An 18,295-nucleotide genomic window follows, 5' to 3' on the forward strand; every position below is an offset into this window, starting at 1 on the left:
TTAATGTACATATGAGGAGTGGTGAAGTTGCGGAAGATATGGCAAATCTACTTAACAGACTGGAGAAATGTTTTCAAAGTATCGACCGGGACTTTATTAGTCATTGGCATCATTCTTTTGCCTTCTGTCTATGCATGGGTGAATTTGAAAGCAATGTGGGACCCATATGCGAATACATCTGGTATTAAAATTGCAGTAACCAGCCAAGATCAGGGTGCTGAGGTGAATGGTAAAAAGATTAATATCGGTGACGAGGTTATACATAACCTTCAAAATAACAAGAAGCTGGGTTGGACTTTTGTTAATGAAGCAGAAGCACGAAAAGGGGTACTGAACGGTGATTATTATGCCAGCCTACTGATTCCGAAGGATTTTTCAGAGAAAATTACAAGTGTGTTGACGGAAAATCCGCAAAAGCCGGAAATTGATTATGCTGTGAATGAAAAAATCAATGCAGTAGCTCCGAAAATTACCTCCTCAGGGGCAACCTCTCTGACAAACCAAATTAGTCAAAACTTTATTGAAACGGCTAGCCAAGCAGTTTTGACGAAATTGAAGGAAGCCGGAGTCAAGCTGGAAGAGGAGCTTCCGACAATTCGCAACATTGAAAATCGGGTGCTGGAGCTAAATAATCGATTGCCTGATATCGATCGATTGGGTAAGCAGGCATTGGAGCTGGAGCAGAATTTACCGAAAATTAAGGCTCAAGGACAAAAAATCATTGCATTGAAGGAAAAAATACCTGAAATCAATCGCGCGGGCGACCTGGTGCTTAAAATAGATAAAAACTTGCCTGAGCTGGACAAGGTGGCCGCAGTCATTTTGGATATCCAAAAAAGACTGCCTGATATTCAAAAAGCCGGTGATCGAATTGTTGAACTGGATCAGAATTTCAGTAAGGTAGAAAGCGCACTGGCCACCGCCTTGGAGGACACGCAAACGGCCCTTAAGGTCATTAATGCTGCCCGGACAGCACTGCCGGAAGTACAAAAAATAGCCGATACAGGCAAGGATTTTACAACTGGTATTCTTGACTTTCTGGATAAAAACGAGGGTGCGCTTGATTCGATCGGAACCGTAGTAAAAGAAGATTTACAGCTGGTGCAACAAATTGCGAATGAAGTTTCACAGATTACAGGCATCATTCGTGGTGTGGATTTTGATCCCAAAGCAGCACAAGCTGCAGCGAATCGGATTAGCGGCAGGCTCACGACTGCTGTAGGTGTGTTGGATCATATTTCTCAATTGCTGAACCGTGTGAATGGGTATTTGCCTAGCCAGCCACTGGATTCACTTATTTCCCGGATAAGCGGGGTAGAGGATCGCTTTCGCCGATTGAATAGCACGGTTACTAGCATTGGGGATGCTATTCAGCGCGGTGAGAAACCAGCCCAAAATCTGCTGGATGATGCTGACCGCCTTGCAGGAGAAATCAGTAGCGGAATTGACAGCATTTTGGACAATTATGATACGGAATATGCACCTGCCATTCAAAAGGCGCTGGATCAAATCAAATCCGTTGCCCGCAATTCTGCCAATGTGTTGACCACTGCTCAAGAGCAGCTCCCGAATATTGAAAAGCTACTAAATGACGCACAGGCCGCTGCCGAATTCGGGCAGCAAGAGCTAACACGTCTCCAGCAGGACTTGCCACAATATCGTCAAAAACTGCATGAAGCCGCTACGACGATTCAGGGACGCATGGGCAAGTTTACGAATGCTGTGAACAAAGCGGCAGACTTCGTGAAGCACGATTTGCCAACGGTTAAAAGTAAAATTCATCAGGCGGCAAACTTTGTACGTAATGATTTGCCGAAGGCGGAACAACAGTTTATTAAGATGGCGGACTTGATTGAAAACAAATTTCCTGAAGCTGAAAAAGCGGTACATCAGGTAGCCAATTTTGTCAGAACCGATCTTCCTGCTGCCGAGGATTCCATACGTCAGGCAGCAGACACGATCCGCAAGCTTAAGGGTGAAAATGCACTCGGAAGAGCGATTGCGTTGCTTAAGGGAGATGTGAAAAAGGAAAGTGATTTCCTCGGTAGCCCGGTATCGCTGAAGCAGGAGCGGATATACCCGATTCCTAACTACGGCTCTGCGATGTCACCTTTTTATACTACATTATCGATTTGGGTAGGTGCGATGCTGCTAGTCTCCATGTTTAGGGTAGATGTGGATGACCCGGAAGGTCAATATAAAAGCTACCAGGTGTATTTCGGACGGCTAATGACCTTCTCCACAATTGGTATTTTTCAGGCGCTAAGTGTATCTCTCGGTGATTTGTTTCTGCTGGGAACATATGTGGATGCCAAAGTAGCATTTGTACTGTCCTCTATGCTGATCAGTCTGGTGTTTACGGCCATGACCTATACCTTGGTTTCAGTGTTCGGCAATATCGGCAAGGGTCTCGCAGTCATCCTGCTGGTGCTCCAATTCTCCAGTTCAGGGGGGACATTTCCCATTGCGACGAGTACAGCTTTCTTTCAGACCCTGAATCCGTTCGTACCGTTCACCTATGCGGTTAGTCTGTTGCGGGAAACGGTAGGAGGGATGTTGCCTTCAACGGTAACACGAGATGTAGTGATGCTGTTTGTGTTTATCGGAATTTGCTTCTTGTTTGGATTGGTGCTTAAGAAGCCGCTCAGCAAACATACGAAGAAAATGGCTGAGCGAGCGAAAGAAACGAAATTAATTCCTTGATTGTTGAAAAAAGAGTGAGTTACGGTGGTTGAGGTGAGCGGCTCCGCGAAGGATTTGATCTTACGATCGGTGTTGCCACGGGATTCTTTAGATTGGAAAGGAAAAGGTAAGAATCCCGTGGCAAAGGCGAACGTTCTGCTTCTCCAGATTCAAATCCACCGCTCCGCTGGTAACCACCTTAAAGTCACTTCTTTTAACATTCGGTGGGTAGTATGAGGAGGGCCTCCGCATGTAATGCTTCGGCATGGTGCGGAGGCTTTTTTGCATGCGCTATCCACCTTTTAAAATGCATTTTGGGGTGTTTCAAAGGGGGGTTATTCTGGTGAATGAAGTGGGTATGGTCTTTATTTATGCAATTTTTACGGTATTAAAAATCCTTAAGCAAAGGCGGGAAACAGTATGGAGTATTCATACTTAGGAAAGTCAGGCTTGAAGGTTAGTCGGTTATGTCTGGGCACAATGAATTTCGGACCGGAAACTGAAGAAAAGGATGCTTTTAAAATTATGGATGCCGCGCTGGATGCGGGCATTAACTTCTTTGATACGGCTAATGTATATGGCCATGACCGTAAAGGCTGGACGGAAGAAATTATCGGACGATGGTTCCAGCAAGGCGGTGGAAGACGCGAAAAGGTCGTATTGGCGACCAAGGTTTACGGGGACATGAAAAATGAAAATGACGGACCCAATGCAGGATCAGGCTTGTCTGCCTACAAAATTCGCCGTCATTTGGATGCGTCGCTGAAACGTCTGCAAACCGATCATGTAGAGCTATATCAAATGCATCACATTGACCGCAATGTGTCATGGGATGAATTGTGGGGTGCATTCGAGTCCGTGGTGGATCGTGGACAAGTTGGTTATATCGGTTCCAGTAATTTTGCAGGCTGGCATATTGCGGTGGCTCAGGCCGAAGCGAAGGCACGTCGTTTTCTGGGTCTGGTATCGGAGCAGCATCTGTACAACCTGAACGAACGTTCGGCTGAGCTTGAAGTATTACCGGCAGCTCAAGAGCTGGGTCTGGGTGTAATTCCATGGAGCCCGTTGGCGGGCGGACTGCTGGGACGCAATGCGTTAGCAGGTACAGGTTCCCGCAGCGCACGTGCCAAGGAGAAGGTAGAGCAGAATCGTGCGAAGCTGGAGCAATTTGCGGCGTTATCTCGCGAGCTGGGTGAAAAGGAAGACGTGATTGCCCTGGCTTGGGTGCTATCTCATCCGGCCGTGACGGCTCCAATTATCGGACCACGGACATTAGAACAGTTAGAGGATGCTCTGCGGGTACCTGAGGTTAAATTAAGTGAAGATGTGCTTGCTAAGCTGGATGAGATTTTCCCGGGTCCGGGAAAACCTGCACCAGAAGCCTACGCTTGGTAATATTGATTGACAGTAAATCGGCAAAAAGCAGCAGATCAGAAGCATCTTCTTTTCTATGATCTGCTGCCCAATATGCACTAAACGGAATCTGCCTTTTTAGTTAGTATTTGTTGAACACTCGTCTTTTGATGTGATACATAGCTATGCAGACTCATGCCAAGGATGACAATGAACATACCCATCCATGACCAAGCAGAAGGGAGGGGGATAGACAAAAAGATTAATTCCCCCATTAGTGCAAAAAGCACTTCCAGCGATTGTGTTGCTTCTACTGTGGCCAGCTTTTGCATATTTCCATGTACCTGATCTGTAGCCTTAAAAAATAAAACCGTAGCAATTACCCCTGAGAACACGGCCACCAAAGCAGACTGTATGGTCTGATCCTTGCTTGGCATTCCTGCGCTGAAAACTCCATATAATGAAAGCAATAACCAAAAAGGCAGGCTGGCTATAGTCATTCCGAGCACACGTTGATAGGCATCTAACCGCCCTGCACAGACTTCCATCATTTTGCGATTACCTAAAGGATAGGCGAAAGAAGCCAGTATGACAGGCAATATACCGAATAAAAAATCTTGAGTAGAAATAGATTGCGACTGTTCGACCTGCATCACAATAATTCCGATTAAAATAATCAGAGACATCAACAATCCTTGGATCGGTATTTTTCCTCGTACTTTGACAGGGCCGTTCTCCGTTTGGACAACCTCAGCAAATAAAGGAACAAGCAAAGAACCGGAAATAATGGTTATTTGCCAAGTCCCTGCAATCAACCACCCCGGTGAATATGCGGATGCGAAGCATAACGGAGCATAAAATAAACCAAATCCAATGAAGCTCCACCACAGCCACATTCCCGGTTGTTCCTTCATGACTTTCCAAAGAGGCTTGAGCTTATGTTGGGCCATTACAATGACGAACAGCATAGGAACCATAAACAGATAGCGTAATGAAGCACTCCAGATCCAGTTCCCCCCAGATAGCTCCATGGACCGGTTGAGAACAAATGTAAAAGCAAAAAAGAAAGCCGCTAACACACCTAACCAGATTGAGCGCATAGCATTCTCCTAATTCTTTAAGTATCGTTATTTCTCATATTAATTACTTTAGATCATTCATTTCAAGAGTTTCTTTACAGTTGACAAAGCAAAAGGAATGCTGTATATTTCTGAATGCTGATTTAATAGTAATTATTACGATTAATGGTTGATAATAAGCTAATATTAAGGGGAGTGAACCAGCAATGAATAAGAAACCAATCCCGGTAACCGTGTTGAGCGGGTATTTGGGTGCAGGAAAAACGACGATTTTGAATCATGTTTTAAACAATCGAGACGGAATGAAAGTAGCAGTCATTGTCAATGACATGAGTGAAGTAAATATAGATGCCGAGCTGGTTAAAAAAGAGGGCGGCTTGTCCAGAACAGAAGAAAAACTGGTCGAGTTGTCTAATGGTTGTATTTGCTGTACATTACGTGAAGATTTATTGCTTGAGGTCAAGAAGCTAGCGGAACAAGGCGAGTTTGATTATATATTAATTGAATCTACGGGCATCAGTGAACCCGTCCCCATCGCTCAAACCTTTACCTACGCCGATGAAGGAACGGGCATTAATTTAGCTTCGCTGGCAAAACTGGATTGTATGGTGACTGTAGTGGATGCGAACCGTTTCTGGCATGACTTTGAATCAGGAGAAACGCTGCTGGATCGTAAGCAGGCTACTGGAGAAGATGACACACGTGATATCTCGGACTTGCTAATTGACCAGATTGAAACTTGTGACGTATTGATTCTGAATAAGTGCGATCTGGTTCAGCCCGCAGAGCTGGACAAGCTGGAGGGTGTGCTGCGGAGATTGCAACCTGAAGCACGAATCATTCGCACTTCCAAGGGAAAGGTCGCGCCTTCGGACATTTTAAATACCGGGCTGTTCAACTTTGACAAAGCTAGTCAATCCGCTGGATGGATTCGCGAGCTGGAGCTGGAAAGCCACACACCGGAGACGGACGAATATGGAATCAACTCTTTTGTTTATCGGCGTAGAAGACCGTTTCATCCTGCAAGATTGGCAGAATTTACGAGCTACTGGCCGGAGGAAATCGTTCGCGCCAAAGGCTTGGTCTGGATTGCAGCCCCTCAGGATTGGGCGGCGAGCATCAGCCAGGCAGGGCCATCTATTCAATTTGGTCCAGCGGGAAGTTGGCTTGCGGCGTTGCCAGAAGAAGAACGGCAGGAAATCATTGCGGCCAACCCTGAGGTTCTGGATCATTGGGAGGAGCAGTGGGGCGACCGCATGAACGAAATCGTTATGATCGGTATCGGAATGAATCGGCTGAACTTGGAAGAAGAGCTAGATGAATGTCTGCTGAACGATAGCGAAATGGATATGGACTGGTCCAGCTTTGAGAATCCGTTGCCTTGGCCAACAGGAAGAAGCTAGTTGATCCATTCAGTAATAAAGTCCATACACTTTTTGGCGGCTGGAGCCATGTTCTTTAAGGAGACAGTAGCGATACCGACGGAACGGGAATATCGTCCATCCAAGGGCCGAATACAAATGTCATAAGGGTTTTGGACTAAAATCATTTCGGGAAGGATACTTACGCCCAGGCCATTTTGCACCATAGCCATAATGGCATGATCATCTTCTAATTCATATTTGATTTTCGGAACAAGCTTGTGCTGGGAAAAAATTCTCTGTACATCTGTATCACAGCCTGAAGCCGGCATAATGAAGGGTTCATTGAGAAGCTGATCCACACGTATGCTTGTCTGCTCCCGAAGCACATGATTAGACGGAAGTACGCACAGCATTCTTTCTTTTTTTAACGGTAATACTTCCAGTCCATCGAGAGTAGGCAGATTAACGAAGCCAAAATCAGCTTCTCCGCTAGCTATCCAATGCTCTATGTCATGGTAGTTCCCGTCGAGCAATTTTAGTTCAATAAGTGGGAACTGCTCGTTAAACTTTTGGATGATCCCAGGCAACCAATGGATGGATACACTTGAGAATGTACCTATCTTTACAGTTCCGGTCTCCAGTCCTTTGATGAGGGCGACCTCTTGATACAGCTTTTCATTCATTTGGATGATTTCTCTGAAATGCTTCATCAGACGTTCTCCGTTGCTAGTCAATTGGATGCCTGAACGTCCTCTAATTAAAAGAGTTAGGCCCAATTCATGCTCCAAAGCAGAAACGGCATGGCTAATAGCGGATTGTGTAAGATTGAGAAGTGCTCCTGCTTTGGTAAAGCTTCCTGCTTCTATTACGCTAAGAAAGACCTTATATTTAAACAAATTCATGTGTCCTCCAACATAGAATGAAATATATTCATACATAGTATCATATATATTCATTTTTTTTATCTCAGCTTTGTAGTTATAATCGAACTTGAGAAAATGCCGATTAACCATTCATTTCTGGGAGGTACCTATGAGTTCAATTGCAAAAACACCACAGCCCCCTTATTATGCAGCTATTTTTACTTCTGAACGTACGGAAGGGGATGGCGGATACGGAAAGATGGGGGACAAAATGGTGGAACTGGCTGCCAAGCAGCCTGGATTTCTAGGTGTGGAAAGTGTTCGTGACCAAAACGGAGTGGGCATCACCGTGTCCTATTGGGAGTCCTTGGACGCTATAAAACATTGGAAGGATAACGAGCTACACAAGCTAGCACAGGAGAAAGGAAAATCTGATTGGTATAAAGCATTCGGTTTAAGAGTGAGCAAGGTAGAACGAGATTATTTTTTTACAGTGTAAATAATTAAGTAAAAGGTCTGTTCATATTCAGTTCATAAAAGTGGATTATTCTCTCTATAGAAATCGTTGTAGGGAGGAAATGAAAGTGGATTATACAGACAAAAAAGAAACCCTGGCCATTGAAGCAAGAGGACTAGTTAAAACTTTTGGTGATAAGTATGCGGTACATGGTGTCGATCTAATTGTGCGTGCCGGCACGATCTACGGAGTGCTTGGTCCCAATGGGGCAGGTAAGACGACGACCATCCGAATGCTGTCAACGTTATTGCGACCTGATGGGGGATCGGCGCGTATTTTTGGACACGATGCAGTAAAGGAACCGCAGGTTGTTCGTCAATTAATTGGCGTAACGGGTCAGTACGCATCGGTCGATGAGTCGCTTAGTGCTACCGAGAATCTGATTATTTTCTCCAGGCTGCTCGGACTGGAACGTGCTGAGGCACGTCATAAGGCAGCGGAGCTGCTAGAGGAATTTGGATTGTCTGAAGCAGCCAAGCGACCGTTAAAGCATTTCTCCGGAGGCATGCGCCGCCGACTGGATTTGGCCGCAAGTCTTATTGCCAAGCCGCCACTAATCTTTCTGGATGAGCCGACTACCGGACTGGACCCGCGCACGCGTGTTCAGATGTGGGACACGATCCGGCGTCTGGTGAAGACGGGTTCCACCGTATTGCTCACGACCCAGTATCTCGATGAGGCGGATCAGCTTGCTGATCGAATTGCGGTGATCGATCATGGTCGGGTAGTCGCCGAGGGGACGGTAGATGAACTGAAAGCGGCAGTGGGGTCGTCAACTCTGCAACTCAGAGTGCAAAATCAACAGGATATCGGAAGGGCTGCTCGAATCGTTGAACAAGTGCTTTCAGTCAAGTCCAGCGTGTCGGTGGAGGCTGGAAAAATTATTTCTCCGATGGCTAATGCCGATCGGGTGACGGACCTGCTGATTGCTCTCCGTGCTGGAGAAATTCACCTGGCAGAGATGAGTGTGCAAAAGCCAACGCTTGACCAGGTGTTTCTGTCCATCACTGGCCAAGGCGTACAAGTAAATGAGCAGCAGACGGCCCATGAAGCACCTGCCGTAGAGGGGGTGAGAGCATGAAAAACGCTACTGCTATGACAGCTTCTCATCGCACCTTGAAAAAGTCTGTGAGTTTCAAACAGGCGTTCGCCAACTCCATGACGATGGCCTACCGGGGCATTCTGAAGATCAGGCATACTCCTGAGCAGTTGTTTGATGTCACGCTCCAGCCGATTATTTTTACTCTTATGTTTACCTATATCTTTGGCGGGGCTATCTCAGGAGACGTGCAGCATTATCTACCGGTCATCATTCCAGGCATCCTCGTCCAAACAGTCATCTCGACCTCCGTCGTTACCGGTGTGCAACTGCGGGAGGATATGGACAAGGGAGTGTTCGACAGGTTCAAGTCACTTCCGATCGCACGTATTGCCCCTTTGGCTGGAGCTCTGCTGGCCGACAGTCTTCGTTATACTATTGCGACTGTACTTACCTTTGCCATGGGGTATATTTTGGGGTATCAACCAGAGGGAGGACTGCTGAGTGTTGCGATCGCTGCACTTCTAGTCATCGTGTGTTCCTGGGCGGTCAGCTGGATATTCGCCTTCTTTGGCGTGATTGCCCGCACGGCCTCAAGTGTACAGGGTATCTCCATGATTGTTCTGTTTCCACTTACCTTTATTTCCAACGCATTTGTGCCTGTAGATACTATGCCTGGCTGGCTACAGTGGTTTGTGAACGTCAACCCGATTTCACATCTTGTGAACGCGGTTAGAGAGCTTGCGAATACGGGGATGATTGGCGGAGAACTGGCGATCTCTTTGCTTGGGGCGGCAGTTATTGTGGCGATCTTCGCCCCGCTTACAGTTCGTGCTTATATGCGTAAAGCATAGGAAGGGTAACTCTTGACGAGGATGAGAGATTCAAGGCAGAGTTAGTCTGTAGTTAGGGGGTTAAAATGACACGTGTATTAGTGGTTGATGATGACCCGCATATTCGTGAACTCGTCGGACACTTTCTGAGACTGGAAGGTCTGGAAGTCGTCGAGGCGGTGGATGGTTTGGACGCTATGCGCTTGTTTGATGAAACTAAGGTCGATTTGCTTGTCCTCGATATCATGATGCCAGGGATGGATGGCTGGGAGCTGTGCCGTAAGCTGCGCGAGCAGACCGACCTGCCGCTGCTGATGCTTACTGCCAAAGGCGAGACGTCACAGATTGTAAAAGGCTTCGCGCTTGGAACGGACGATTATCTTGTTAAGCCCTTCGATCCTATGGTGCTTGTTGCACGCGTAAAGGCTTTACTAAAACGCTATCGGATCATGGCTTCAAAATCGGTGACTATCGGAGATCTTGTCCTGCGCAGCGATACATTTGAGTGTCAGGCTGGAGAGCAGGGAATTACCCTGCCACGCAAGGAATTTGAACTGCTCTTCAAGCTGGCCAGCTATCCTGGCAAAACCTTTACACGCGACCATTTGATCGAACAGATCTGGGGTTATGATTACGAGGGAGACGAAAGAACGGTTGATGTGCATATCAAGCGCCTTCGGGAACGATTTCCGGAGGCAACCCAATCCTTTGCGATCCGTACGATCCGGGGATTGGGGTATCGGCTGGAGATAAGGCAATGAAGCGGGAACCGGGGTTCCTTCGTATCCTTGCAAGATTCATGCTCGTGTTATTGGTGCTGTATCTTAGCTGGACTGCTGCGTATTTTATTACGGCGGTGATCTATTCACGCTTGTCATGGACTCCGCATGAATTGTTCGTCTATCTTATTAATGCGACACTTGGCTTTTTCTTTTTCGGTATAATTAGTATGACTGTGAGGCGCTTTATCCAGCCTAGAGAACAGCATTTTTTTACCGAAATGATCGATGCTTTAAAGCGAATTTCAGAAGGGGATTTTCACATAAATCTGGGATGGAACTTTGGCACGAGAAACGGAAACCATGATAGGACACATCCTTATATACAGCTGGTGGACAGCATTAATGATATGGCGGCAAATCTGAAGGTCATGGAAGAACTGCGGGAGGCGTTTATTTCAAACGTATCCCATGAAATTGGCTCGCCCCTGACCTCAATCATAGGTTTTGCTAAGGCGCTCAAGGACGATAATCTGGATCGGGAGCAGCGGGACCGATATTTGACGATTATTGAGACAGAGTGTATTCGTCTATCCAAGCTAAGCGATAATCTGATGAAGCTGGCGGTGCTGGATTCGGAGCGGCATCCGTTTCATCCGTCCTCTTATCGGCTGAACAAGCAACTGATCTCGCTTATCCTCGCCTGCGAACCGCAATGGGAGGCTAAACAAATTGACATGATTGTGGACACCCATAACGTTCAGGTCAACGCGGACGAGGATCTAATGGGCCAGGTGTGGGTGAATCTCCTTCACAATGCTATTAAATTCACCCCACAGGGTGGAAGCATATCTGTTTCTCTTTCAAGTAATGGTAATCAGGCAGTTGTCTGCATTACTGATACAGGACCGGGTATTAATGAACAGGATCAACAGCGCATTTTCGAACGATTTTATAAAGCAGACAAGTCACGAACCCGAACCGCAGGAGGTAGCGGCTTGGGACTTTCCATCGCCCATAAAATAACGGAGATGCATAGCGGCTCTATTTCTGTGTCCAGCAAGGTGGGGGAAGGAACGGCGTTTACAGTATTGCTGCCTCTGCAAGAGGAAACAGTAAAGGGGAACAGCAACCATGAAATGAGCGGAAATAGTGGTGATTAACCGGGCTATTGCTGACACTGGTATGCAAGCGTTGATATAGGTTCGACACAGGCGAAAGAAGTTCATCATGATTTATACAATGGTGGGTTTAGACTACAAGCGCTCGGTACAATTACCTACAGCATGGCTGGTACTACTAAACAACAGCTTACGAGTTCATTTGGGAGAATGATTTAAGAAGAAATATGGGACTCCTTACCTTGTTGGGTCATATTAATCTGTAAAAAAATCAAGAAGACGTTTCTGGTACATCTGGAAACGTCTTCTTGATTTTTCATTTTCCAAATCCATTGGCTAAGTGTATGACGTTTAGGAAAGAGTCAGATGTTAGCGAATAACAATGTTTTAGACTAAACAATAAAGAACTAGACTGAGATCAATAAAGTTATAGACTGGAAAATAAAGTATAAAAGATATAAGCTACAAATATGCTTTTTTCTTGAGCCCTCTCATATGATGAGAGTAATTCGGTATTCGAGGAGATGATCTTGATGAACAAGAACATAGGGATTAAGGATATTTTGGTAAGGTTCGACGAGATTTCGAAGCATTATGTTCGGGAGCTGGACAAGTATAGTCTGGCGGAACTGTGCCGCAAGCCAAGCGAGAACGAATGGTCGCTTGGGCAAATGTACCTGCATCTGCCCCATTCCACGCTGAACTTGCAGCTCCGTCTTGCGGAGCAGTGCATGGCGCTCGGTGGCGGCAGCGAGGAGGGCGGCGGGAAGACGGAGGCCGGCCATGCCGTGTTTGAGCAAGGGAGTTTCCCACCGGTTCGCATTCAGGTACCTGCCGACTTGCAACATACGCCTCCTCAGCCAGAGAGCAAGGAGCAGCTTGTCGCCAAGCTGGAGGAAGCAAGGCGCCGCATGCATGAGATTGGGGCGTCGCTACAGAACATAGACCCAGAGCGGCTGCAGCGAAAGGCGACTCATCCGGCCGTAGCCTTCGGCGCGTTAAACGCGGTCGAATGGTTCACGATGGTGGAGATGCATTACCGTCATCATCTTCTTCAAAAGGAGCGGCTGGACGCTTTCTTACAAACTGCAGAGTTATTAGACTAACGGGACACGAAAGTTGAATGTTGACCACAACAGCGGCCAGTCTAGGATTTTATTTTCGCGTCCTTATCTGCCGCTGTTGCATTTGTCGGTCAGTCTAAAACACTTTCTCAAAAGATGACGACCTTTGAAGTGGACAATCGCGTAAAATCAGCAACTCCAGTCTACAACTTTATTTTCTTCGAACATCAGAACCTTTACGTGGCTATGTTTGTTGCAGCAAATTTGATAGAAATCAGGGGTGTTTCTGGAATTTATTCTTACGGGCCATTCGTATGTGTCAGGAATTAGATGTATTTATCGGTTTCATCTCTTGTATAGCTTCCTTCAAACTTTGTGAGCATTGTTCATACAGCTGTTTTCTTTGCTGCTCACTGGAACCAGATGCGAGTTTTTGCAACTCCGTTGTGCATTGCTCCAGCAAAGTCAGCACGGCTTGATTCGAATCCTTCACCTTGCTTAGCTGCACATTATCGCTGTATGGGTCAATATATAGCTCCCCTTGGGTGTCTACCTGGGCAAAAAACACATCTTTGACCGTTAGACTCTTTTCCTTTAGCTTGGCATCCAGCCATTGCTGAGTAATCCCCATATATGCCATTTGTTGTTCCATGAGTTGTCCATCCATAATGACAGCTGTGGGTTCCTTCTCCGGTAATTGCAGCATATTCAGATCCTTAAGTGTCACAGGCTGCTTGTCTTTGGTTAACAGCACGTTGACTTCACCACTGGTTTCCATAAGAGCAAATTCTACATCAGCTACTCTAAATACATTCTTGCTTCGGAGCTGCTCCATGAGTTCATCCAGGGTAAGTCGTTCTTTTCTCAGATTATCCTCTAAAATTTTGCCGTCTTTGATCAGGATGGTTGTCCTTCCATCTGTTATATCTCTGACTTTCTTGCTTTTGATTTGCAGATATTCTATGCCAAGTGTTGTCAGTACCCATACTGACAAGGCTATGAGGCCTAAATACCAAGTGGATTCACGCTCCATAGGAATGGTAGCGGCCAGGTTACCTATCGTGATTCCTGTTATATATTCGAACAAGGAAAGCTGGGATACCTGACGTTTTCCAAGAATTTTGGTGATTAAAAATAATATAGCGACAGCCATTAATGTGCGTATAGCAACCTCGGCCCAATCCTGCATTTGCTCAACCCCATTTCATTTCGCCACAAGGGCGCTACTATTCCAAGGATATCCGCGTCAAGGCACATTTAAACTCCAATTCCCCTAAATTTAAATAACCAAGCTGCCAATAAGCGATGAAATACATTAAAATTTTCTATCGTTCAATTACCATTGTCTATTACACAAGCGATTGACGGAAAAGAGGGAGCAGGATACATTATAGATATAATTCTTATTTAATTCATCGGGATTATAAACATTAAACTCACGGAGGTATGTATATGTCGTCCAAACCTAAAGTTGTAGTGTGGAGCAAAACCGGCTGTCATTTTTGTGGAGAGATCAAATCGTACCTGGAATCCCAAAATCAGCCGTATGAAAATATCCAGGTGGACGGAAATGATGCACTGCGTGATGTGTTGGAGACCAAATATGGTATTCGTTATGTTCCTGTCGTAGAGATAGGTGGAGATAACAAATATGAAGCACTTCTTAACCCGGATCTGGAAGAGCTGGGTAAAGTGCTGGAAAGTTATAATCAAGCGGTATAACAATTATATTCAAGAGAGGTGGAAGAGTCATGGCTAAGAATAGACAAATTAAATTGGGTGCGATTATTCACGGTGTTGGGGGAAGCATGACGACTTGGCGTCACCCTGATGTACCTGCGGATGCAAGTATTAATTTTGATTTTTATAAAACGCAGGCACAAAAGGCAGAGGAAGGGAAGTTTGATCTCGTATTTATTGCAGACGGTCTGTTTATTAACGAAAAATCCATTCCTCACTTTCTGAACCGTTTTGAGCCAATTACGATTTTGTCTGCTTTGGCTGGGGTGACGAAGCATATCGGATTAGTTGGCACATTGTCGACTTCCTATAGCGAACCGTTCACGGTAGCACGCCAGTTTTCTTCCATTGATCATATTAGCGGAGGTCGTGCAGGCTGGAATGTGGTGACTTCCCCGCTGGAAGGTTCTGCTCTTAACTTTAACAAAGGTGAGCATCCATCGCATCCACAACGCTATAAAATTGCCGATGAATACTTGCAAGTTACCAAAGGACTGTGGGACTCGTGGGAAGAGGATGCGTTCGTTCGTGATAAGGAAGCCGGCGTATTCTTTGATCCTGACAAGCTGCATACACTGAACCACAAAGGTGAGTTTTTCTCTGTGCAGGGTCCGCTAAACATTGGACGATCCAAGCAGGGACAGCCGGTTATTTTCCAGGCAGGTTCCTCAGAAGATGGAAAAAACCTGGCTGCCAAGGAAGCGGATGCCGTATTTACAGGACATGAAACATTGGAGGAAGCACAGCAGTTTTACCGTGATGTGAAGGAACGTGCAGTACGCTATGGCAGAGCGGAAGAGGATATTGTCATTTTGCCGGGCATTTCGCCGATTATTGGCAGCACGCCAGAGGAAGCGGAACGTAAGTATGAGGAGATTACCAATTTAGTAACGATTGAGGCTGCGTTAAAATATTTGGGGCGTTTCTTCGATCATCACGATTTCTCACAATATCCGCTGGATGAGCCATTCCCTGAGCTTGATGGTATTGGCAGTAATTCATTCCGCAGCGGTACAGATAAAATCAAACGAACAGCCAAAGAGCAGAATTTGACGTTGCGTGAGGTTGCGTTGCGTTCAGCTACGCCGAGAACCTCTTTTATCGGAACTGCTGAGCAGGTGGCAGATCGAGTGCAAGAGTGGTTTGAAAGAAAAGGGGCAGACGGATTCATTATCGGTTCCGATGTGCCAACGGGCCTGCATGATTTCGTAAATCTAGTTGTGCCTATTTTGCAGGAGCGTGGCATTTATCGTCAGGATTATGAATTTAACACACTACGTGAAAACCTGGGTGTGCCTATTCCTGAGAATCGTTATACAGCAGCCAGATCCAAAGTGAAAGTTGACGCATAACAGAAGGAGGGAAAGAGATGTCCAAGGTTGTCATCCTATCGGGCAGTCCGTCTACACAATCCCGTTTATACGGTTTGATTCACTATACAACTGAGCAGTTGCGAGAGGCTGGAGCGGAGGTTACATTACTGAATGTGGTCGACTTGCCCGCTGAGGATTTGATCAAAGCTAACTTTAATAGTCCCGACGTCACAGCAGCGCTTGCGTTGATTGCAGCAGCGGATGCCGTCATTGTGGCTTCGCCAGTATATAAAGCGGCCTATTCAGGGCTATTGAAAATATTTCTGGATCTGGTTCCGCAGGAGGGACTGAGAGGGAAACCTGTCTTGCCTTTATTTATCGGCGGTACACTCGCCCATCTGCTGGTTATTGACTATGCCCTGAAGCCGGTTCTGAGCGCATTGGGGGGAAGACATATTCTTGGTGGGGTGTATGCAGTGGATCAGTGGGTCGAGCGCCTGCCGGGTGGAGCATATGGGTTGTCCGAAGAGTTGATTGTACGATTGGAACGTTCTGTTAAAGAACTCAATGAGCTATTGAAGTTATAGATATTTTCAATATTTCCATTGACAGGTCGTTCAGTGAGTTTTATGATACAAAAAAACCAAGTTAACTCATTGGATAAATGTATATAAAACTTACTGGGGGACTTGCGTATGAATATCGAGAATATTGAAGCCTTTGTATACGTGAATCATTATGGAAGCTTTAACAAGGCGGCAGAAGCATTGTTCTTGTCACAGCCCTCTGTCACAGCCCGGATTCAGACGCTGGAACGCGAGCTTGAGTGTAAGTTATTCGACCGCCAAAGCAAACAAACGATTCTGACGGAGGATGGACGAAAGTTCCTTCCTTATGCGGAGCAGATGCTGCAAGTGCTGCAAAAAGGGAAGCAAAAGCTTCAACAGCGCAAGAAAGCCCCTCAGCAAATTCGAATTGGCTGCACGATATCGGTGTCGAACTATATCATTCCTGAAATACTAAAACAGCTTCGTGCTCGCTATCCGGAGGTTAACTACAAAATTGTGACCGCTACGACGGATCAACTGCTACATAAGCTGTTGAACCGTGAGGTAGACATTAGTTTTGTCCGTAAAGTGATGCATCCGGCTATTCGTACGCTTGCCTTTTATGAAGATCCGATTTCCCTGTATGTATATGAAGGCCACCCGTTTACGAAGACAGGAAAGGCCAGCATACAGGATATCCAGCGTGAAACCCTGGTATTTTTTGAATGCGGCTCATTAGATTGGATGAGGATTCATCGATCTTTTGAATCACTGGAGCAGCCACCGGATATTGCTTTTCAGGTAGACAATGTGGTCACGGCCAAAAAGCTGGTATTGCAAGAAGCGGGCATTGCCTTTTTGCCGGATGTCTGTGTGAGCCGTGAAGTGAAGGATCAGAAGCTGTTCCGTATTCATATTCCGGAGGTGGCTGGGGTATCTATGCAGATTAGCATAATCGCAACCAAAGAAGACTGCGCAGTGTCCTCCGATTTTGCAGATGCACTGACAGAAGGCTTCAGGGAGGCTGTTTTGTTATAGAAAAGTCCTATAGGTTGGTGGATTGACGTATTGGATTACAGGTGTTAAATTAATCACATCCTAAAACCGATTAAGTTTATAGGAATTGTTAATTATTAAATATTATAGCTACCATGTATGTCGCAAACTGCTGATATGCAAAGAGATGAGGGGGATTCATATGAAAAAGTGGTTTGCAATATTGTCTGTTATGGCAATCATTCTGGTGTTGGCAGGCTGCGGTTCCTCAGATGACACGTCTAGTGCGTCAGGTTCAAGCGGAGACGTGAAGAAAATTATTGTAGGCACAGGCACTCAATTTAAAAATGTATGCTTTATTGACGAAAACGGAAATTTAACAGGCTTTGATGTGGAGCTGATTAAGGAGCTGGACAAGCGCCTACCTCAATACGAGTTTGAATTCAAAACGATGGATTTTGGAAATTTGCTGCTCAGTCTCGATGCCGGCAAGATTGATCTGGTATCGCATCAAATGGAAAAAAACCCGGAACGCGAAGCCAAGTATCTGTTCAACAAAAATCCGTATAGCATTTTTCTAAACAGAGTAGCTGTAGCGAAGGATAATAATAGCATTCATTCCATTGATGATTTGAAAGGGAAAAAGGTACTTACCAGTCCAACCAGTAATGCGGCGTATGTGCTGAAAGAATATAACAAAACCCACGGAGATGCTCTGAATATCGTGTATACGAGTGGTGCAGCCAATGATATGGTGCAACAAATTACGAGCGGCCGTATAGATGCTACCGTTACGACAGACTTTGCGAACCGTTTTAACACCGATGAAAAAGGAGAAGTAGCTCTGAAAACCGTTGGTGATCCTTTAACTCAATCAGATGTACTATATGTACTGAACAAAAATGAGCAAGGATTGGCGGATGACCTGGACAAAGCCATTCAGGAAGTGAAGGACGACGGTACGCTGTCGAAGCTGAGCATTAAATGGCTTGGAGAGGACTTCACGAAGTCCCTGGAGGATGTGAAAAAAGAGAGTACCAGCAGTAAGAAGTAAGGATAGACTT

At 45.8% G+C, this 18,295-nt stretch carries 19 protein-coding genes; 15 read left to right on the top strand and 4 right to left on the bottom strand.

Annotation, left to right across the window (positions count from 1 at the left end):
- The first annotated feature begins 27 nt into the window (after window positions 1-27).
- Window positions 28-2,703 carry a YhgE/Pip domain-containing protein gene (locus PPM_RS10825; RefSeq protein WP_013370882.1) on the top strand — a complete coding sequence of 892 codons (2,676 nt, stop codon included), beginning with the start codon at window positions 28-30 and terminating at the stop codon, window positions 2,701-2,703.
- A gap of 87 nt (window positions 2,704-2,790) precedes the next feature.
- Here PPM_RS10825 and PPM_RS29515 read toward each other — a convergent pair whose 3' ends face one another.
- On the bottom strand, window positions 2,791-2,970 hold the full coding sequence (locus PPM_RS29515; RefSeq protein WP_043885938.1) for a hypothetical protein: 180 nt from the start codon (window positions 2,968-2,970) through the stop codon (window positions 2,791-2,793).
- On the opposite strand from PPM_RS29515, the gene PPM_RS29205 reads away from it, so the two are divergent.
- The gene (locus PPM_RS29205; protein WP_013370883.1) at window positions 2,969-3,121 is read left to right on the top strand and encodes a hypothetical protein; all 153 of its coding nucleotides are present in this window, start codon (window positions 2,969-2,971) and stop codon (window positions 3,119-3,121) included. The genes PPM_RS29515 and PPM_RS29205 overlap by 2 nt on opposite strands.
- Entirely contained in the window at window positions 3,103-4,077 is a 975-nt protein-coding gene (locus tag PPM_RS10835) for an aldo/keto reductase (protein WP_013370884.1), read from the top strand. Before PPM_RS29205 ends, PPM_RS10835 begins: the two co-directional genes overlap by 19 nt.
- 77 nt (window positions 4,078-4,154) lie before the next feature.
- Here the strand turns inward: PPM_RS10835 and PPM_RS10840 are convergent, their stop codons facing one another.
- Window positions 4,155-5,135, bottom strand: coding sequence for a multidrug resistance efflux transporter family protein (locus PPM_RS10840; protein WP_013370885.1), 981 nt, complete (start codon window positions 5,133-5,135; stop codon window positions 4,155-4,157).
- Window positions 5,136-5,320: 185 nt separating this feature from the next.
- Here PPM_RS10840 and PPM_RS10845 point away from each other — a divergent pair, with 185 nt between their 5' ends.
- Window positions 5,321-6,517: a GTP-binding protein gene (locus tag PPM_RS10845; RefSeq protein ID WP_013370886.1), complete on the top strand. Its 1,197-nt coding sequence runs from the start codon at window positions 5,321-5,323 to the stop codon at window positions 6,515-6,517.
- Here the strand turns inward: PPM_RS10845 and PPM_RS10850 are convergent.
- Entirely contained in the window at window positions 6,514-7,380 is an 867-nt protein-coding gene (locus PPM_RS10850) for a LysR family transcriptional regulator (RefSeq protein WP_013370887.1), read from the bottom strand. The two genes, PPM_RS10845 and PPM_RS10850, sit on opposite strands and share 4 nt — an antisense overlap.
- 130 nt (window positions 7,381-7,510) lie before the next feature.
- Between PPM_RS10850 and PPM_RS10855 the strand changes: the two genes are divergently transcribed.
- The 6 genes from PPM_RS10855 to PPM_RS10880 all read left to right on the top strand — a co-directional run bounded on the left by PPM_RS10855 (window position 7,511) and on the right by PPM_RS10880 (window position 12,676).
- Window positions 7,511-7,840, top strand: a complete 330-nt coding sequence (locus tag PPM_RS10855; protein ID WP_013370888.1) for an antibiotic biosynthesis monooxygenase family protein — start codon at window positions 7,511-7,513, stop codon at window positions 7,838-7,840.
- Between the two features lie 79 nt (window positions 7,841-7,919).
- Window positions 7,920-8,939 (top strand): daunorubicin resistance protein DrrA family ABC transporter ATP-binding protein, encoded by a 1,020-nt coding sequence (locus PPM_RS10860; RefSeq protein WP_014599695.1) that lies wholly within the window; start codon window positions 7,920-7,922, stop codon window positions 8,937-8,939.
- Window positions 8,936-9,751 carry an ABC transporter permease gene (locus tag PPM_RS10865; RefSeq protein ID WP_013370890.1) on the top strand — a complete coding sequence of 272 codons (816 nt, stop codon included), beginning with the start codon at window positions 8,936-8,938 and terminating at the stop codon, window positions 9,749-9,751. The genes PPM_RS10860 and PPM_RS10865 overlap by 4 nt, the downstream gene beginning before the upstream one ends.
- A gap of 65 nt (window positions 9,752-9,816) precedes the next feature.
- Window positions 9,817-10,491, top strand: a complete 675-nt coding sequence (locus PPM_RS10870; protein WP_013370891.1) for a response regulator transcription factor — start codon at window positions 9,817-9,819, stop codon at window positions 10,489-10,491.
- Complete coding sequence (locus tag PPM_RS10875) at window positions 10,488-11,612, top strand: sensor histidine kinase (protein WP_013370892.1); 1,125 nt, start codon at window positions 10,488-10,490, stop codon at window positions 11,610-11,612. Before PPM_RS10870 ends, PPM_RS10875 begins: the two co-directional genes overlap by 4 nt.
- Before the next feature lie 491 nt (window positions 11,613-12,103).
- On the top strand, window positions 12,104-12,676 hold the full coding sequence (locus PPM_RS10880) for a DinB family protein (RefSeq protein WP_013370893.1): 573 nt from the start codon (window positions 12,104-12,106) through the stop codon (window positions 12,674-12,676).
- A gap of 277 nt (window positions 12,677-12,953) precedes the next feature.
- Here the strand turns inward: PPM_RS10880 and PPM_RS10885 are convergent, their stop codons facing one another.
- On the bottom strand, window positions 12,954-13,823 hold the full coding sequence (locus tag PPM_RS10885; RefSeq protein ID WP_013370894.1) for a DUF421 domain-containing protein: 870 nt from the start codon (window positions 13,821-13,823) through the stop codon (window positions 12,954-12,956).
- A gap of 263 nt (window positions 13,824-14,086) precedes the next feature.
- On the opposite strand from PPM_RS10885, the gene PPM_RS10890 reads away from it, so the two are divergent.
- From PPM_RS10890 to PPM_RS10910, 5 genes are all read left to right on the top strand, one after another.
- On the top strand, window positions 14,087-14,356 hold the full coding sequence (locus PPM_RS10890; RefSeq protein ID WP_013370895.1) for a glutaredoxin family protein: 270 nt from the start codon (window positions 14,087-14,089) through the stop codon (window positions 14,354-14,356).
- A 29-nt stretch (window positions 14,357-14,385) separates the two neighbouring features.
- Complete coding sequence (locus PPM_RS10895; protein WP_013370896.1) at window positions 14,386-15,726, top strand: LLM class flavin-dependent oxidoreductase; 1,341 nt, start codon at window positions 14,386-14,388, stop codon at window positions 15,724-15,726.
- 17 nt (window positions 15,727-15,743) lie between these two features.
- Window positions 15,744-16,274, top strand: coding sequence for an NADPH-dependent FMN reductase (gene ssuE / locus PPM_RS10900; RefSeq protein WP_013370897.1), 531 nt, complete (start codon window positions 15,744-15,746; stop codon window positions 16,272-16,274).
- A gap of 108 nt (window positions 16,275-16,382) precedes the next feature.
- Window positions 16,383-17,273: a LysR family transcriptional regulator gene (locus PPM_RS10905; protein WP_013370898.1), complete on the top strand. Its 891-nt coding sequence runs from the start codon at window positions 16,383-16,385 to the stop codon at window positions 17,271-17,273.
- Between the two features lie 160 nt (window positions 17,274-17,433).
- On the top strand, window positions 17,434-18,285 hold the full coding sequence (locus PPM_RS10910) for a transporter substrate-binding domain-containing protein (RefSeq protein ID WP_013370899.1): 852 nt from the start codon (window positions 17,434-17,436) through the stop codon (window positions 18,283-18,285).
- Window positions 18,286-18,295 lie beyond the last annotated feature (10 nt).

The sequence above is a fragment of the Paenibacillus polymyxa M1 genome, assembly GCF_000237325.1.
In the GTDB taxonomy this organism is placed as follows: Bacteria; Bacillota; Bacilli; order Paenibacillales; family Paenibacillaceae; genus Paenibacillus; species Paenibacillus polymyxa_C.

Excerpts from the sequence above, each read along its gene's own strand:
- PPM_RS29205 (WP_013370883.1), top strand. The coding sequence starts at position 2,969 with ATGCGCTATCCACCTTTTAAAATGCATTTTGGGGTGTTTCAAAGGGGG.
- PPM_RS29515 (WP_043885938.1), bottom strand. The coding sequence starts at position 2,970 with ATGCAAAAAAGCCTCCGCACCATGCCGAAGCATTACATGCGGAGGCCC.
- PPM_RS10835 (WP_013370884.1), top strand. The coding sequence starts at position 3,103 with ATGGAGTATTCATACTTAGGAAAGTCAGGCTTGAAGGTTAGTCGGTTA.
- PPM_RS10840 (WP_013370885.1), bottom strand. The coding sequence starts at position 5,135 with ATGCGCTCAATCTGGTTAGGTGTGTTAGCGGCTTTCTTTTTTGCTTTT.
- PPM_RS10845 (WP_013370886.1), top strand. The coding sequence starts at position 5,321 with ATGAATAAGAAACCAATCCCGGTAACCGTGTTGAGCGGGTATTTGGGT.
- PPM_RS10850 (WP_013370887.1), bottom strand. The coding sequence starts at position 7,380 with ATGAATTTGTTTAAATATAAGGTCTTTCTTAGCGTAATAGAAGCAGGA.
- PPM_RS10855 (WP_013370888.1), top strand. The coding sequence starts at position 7,511 with ATGAGTTCAATTGCAAAAACACCACAGCCCCCTTATTATGCAGCTATT.
- PPM_RS10860 (WP_014599695.1), top strand. The coding sequence starts at position 7,920 with ATGAAAGTGGATTATACAGACAAAAAAGAAACCCTGGCCATTGAAGCA.
- PPM_RS10865 (WP_013370890.1), top strand. The coding sequence starts at position 8,936 with ATGAAAAACGCTACTGCTATGACAGCTTCTCATCGCACCTTGAAAAAG.
- PPM_RS10870 (WP_013370891.1), top strand. The coding sequence starts at position 9,817 with ATGACACGTGTATTAGTGGTTGATGATGACCCGCATATTCGTGAACTC.
- PPM_RS10875 (WP_013370892.1), top strand. The coding sequence starts at position 10,488 with ATGAAGCGGGAACCGGGGTTCCTTCGTATCCTTGCAAGATTCATGCTC.
- PPM_RS10880 (WP_013370893.1), top strand. The coding sequence starts at position 12,104 with ATGAACAAGAACATAGGGATTAAGGATATTTTGGTAAGGTTCGACGAG.
- PPM_RS10885 (WP_013370894.1), bottom strand. The coding sequence starts at position 13,823 with ATGCAGGATTGGGCCGAGGTTGCTATACGCACATTAATGGCTGTCGCT.
- PPM_RS10890 (WP_013370895.1), top strand. The coding sequence starts at position 14,087 with ATGTCGTCCAAACCTAAAGTTGTAGTGTGGAGCAAAACCGGCTGTCAT.
- PPM_RS10895 (WP_013370896.1), top strand. The coding sequence starts at position 14,386 with ATGGCTAAGAATAGACAAATTAAATTGGGTGCGATTATTCACGGTGTT.
- ssuE (WP_013370897.1), top strand. The coding sequence starts at position 15,744 with ATGTCCAAGGTTGTCATCCTATCGGGCAGTCCGTCTACACAATCCCGT.
- PPM_RS10905 (WP_013370898.1), top strand. The coding sequence starts at position 16,383 with ATGAATATCGAGAATATTGAAGCCTTTGTATACGTGAATCATTATGGA.
- PPM_RS10910 (WP_013370899.1), top strand. The coding sequence starts at position 17,434 with ATGAAAAAGTGGTTTGCAATATTGTCTGTTATGGCAATCATTCTGGTG.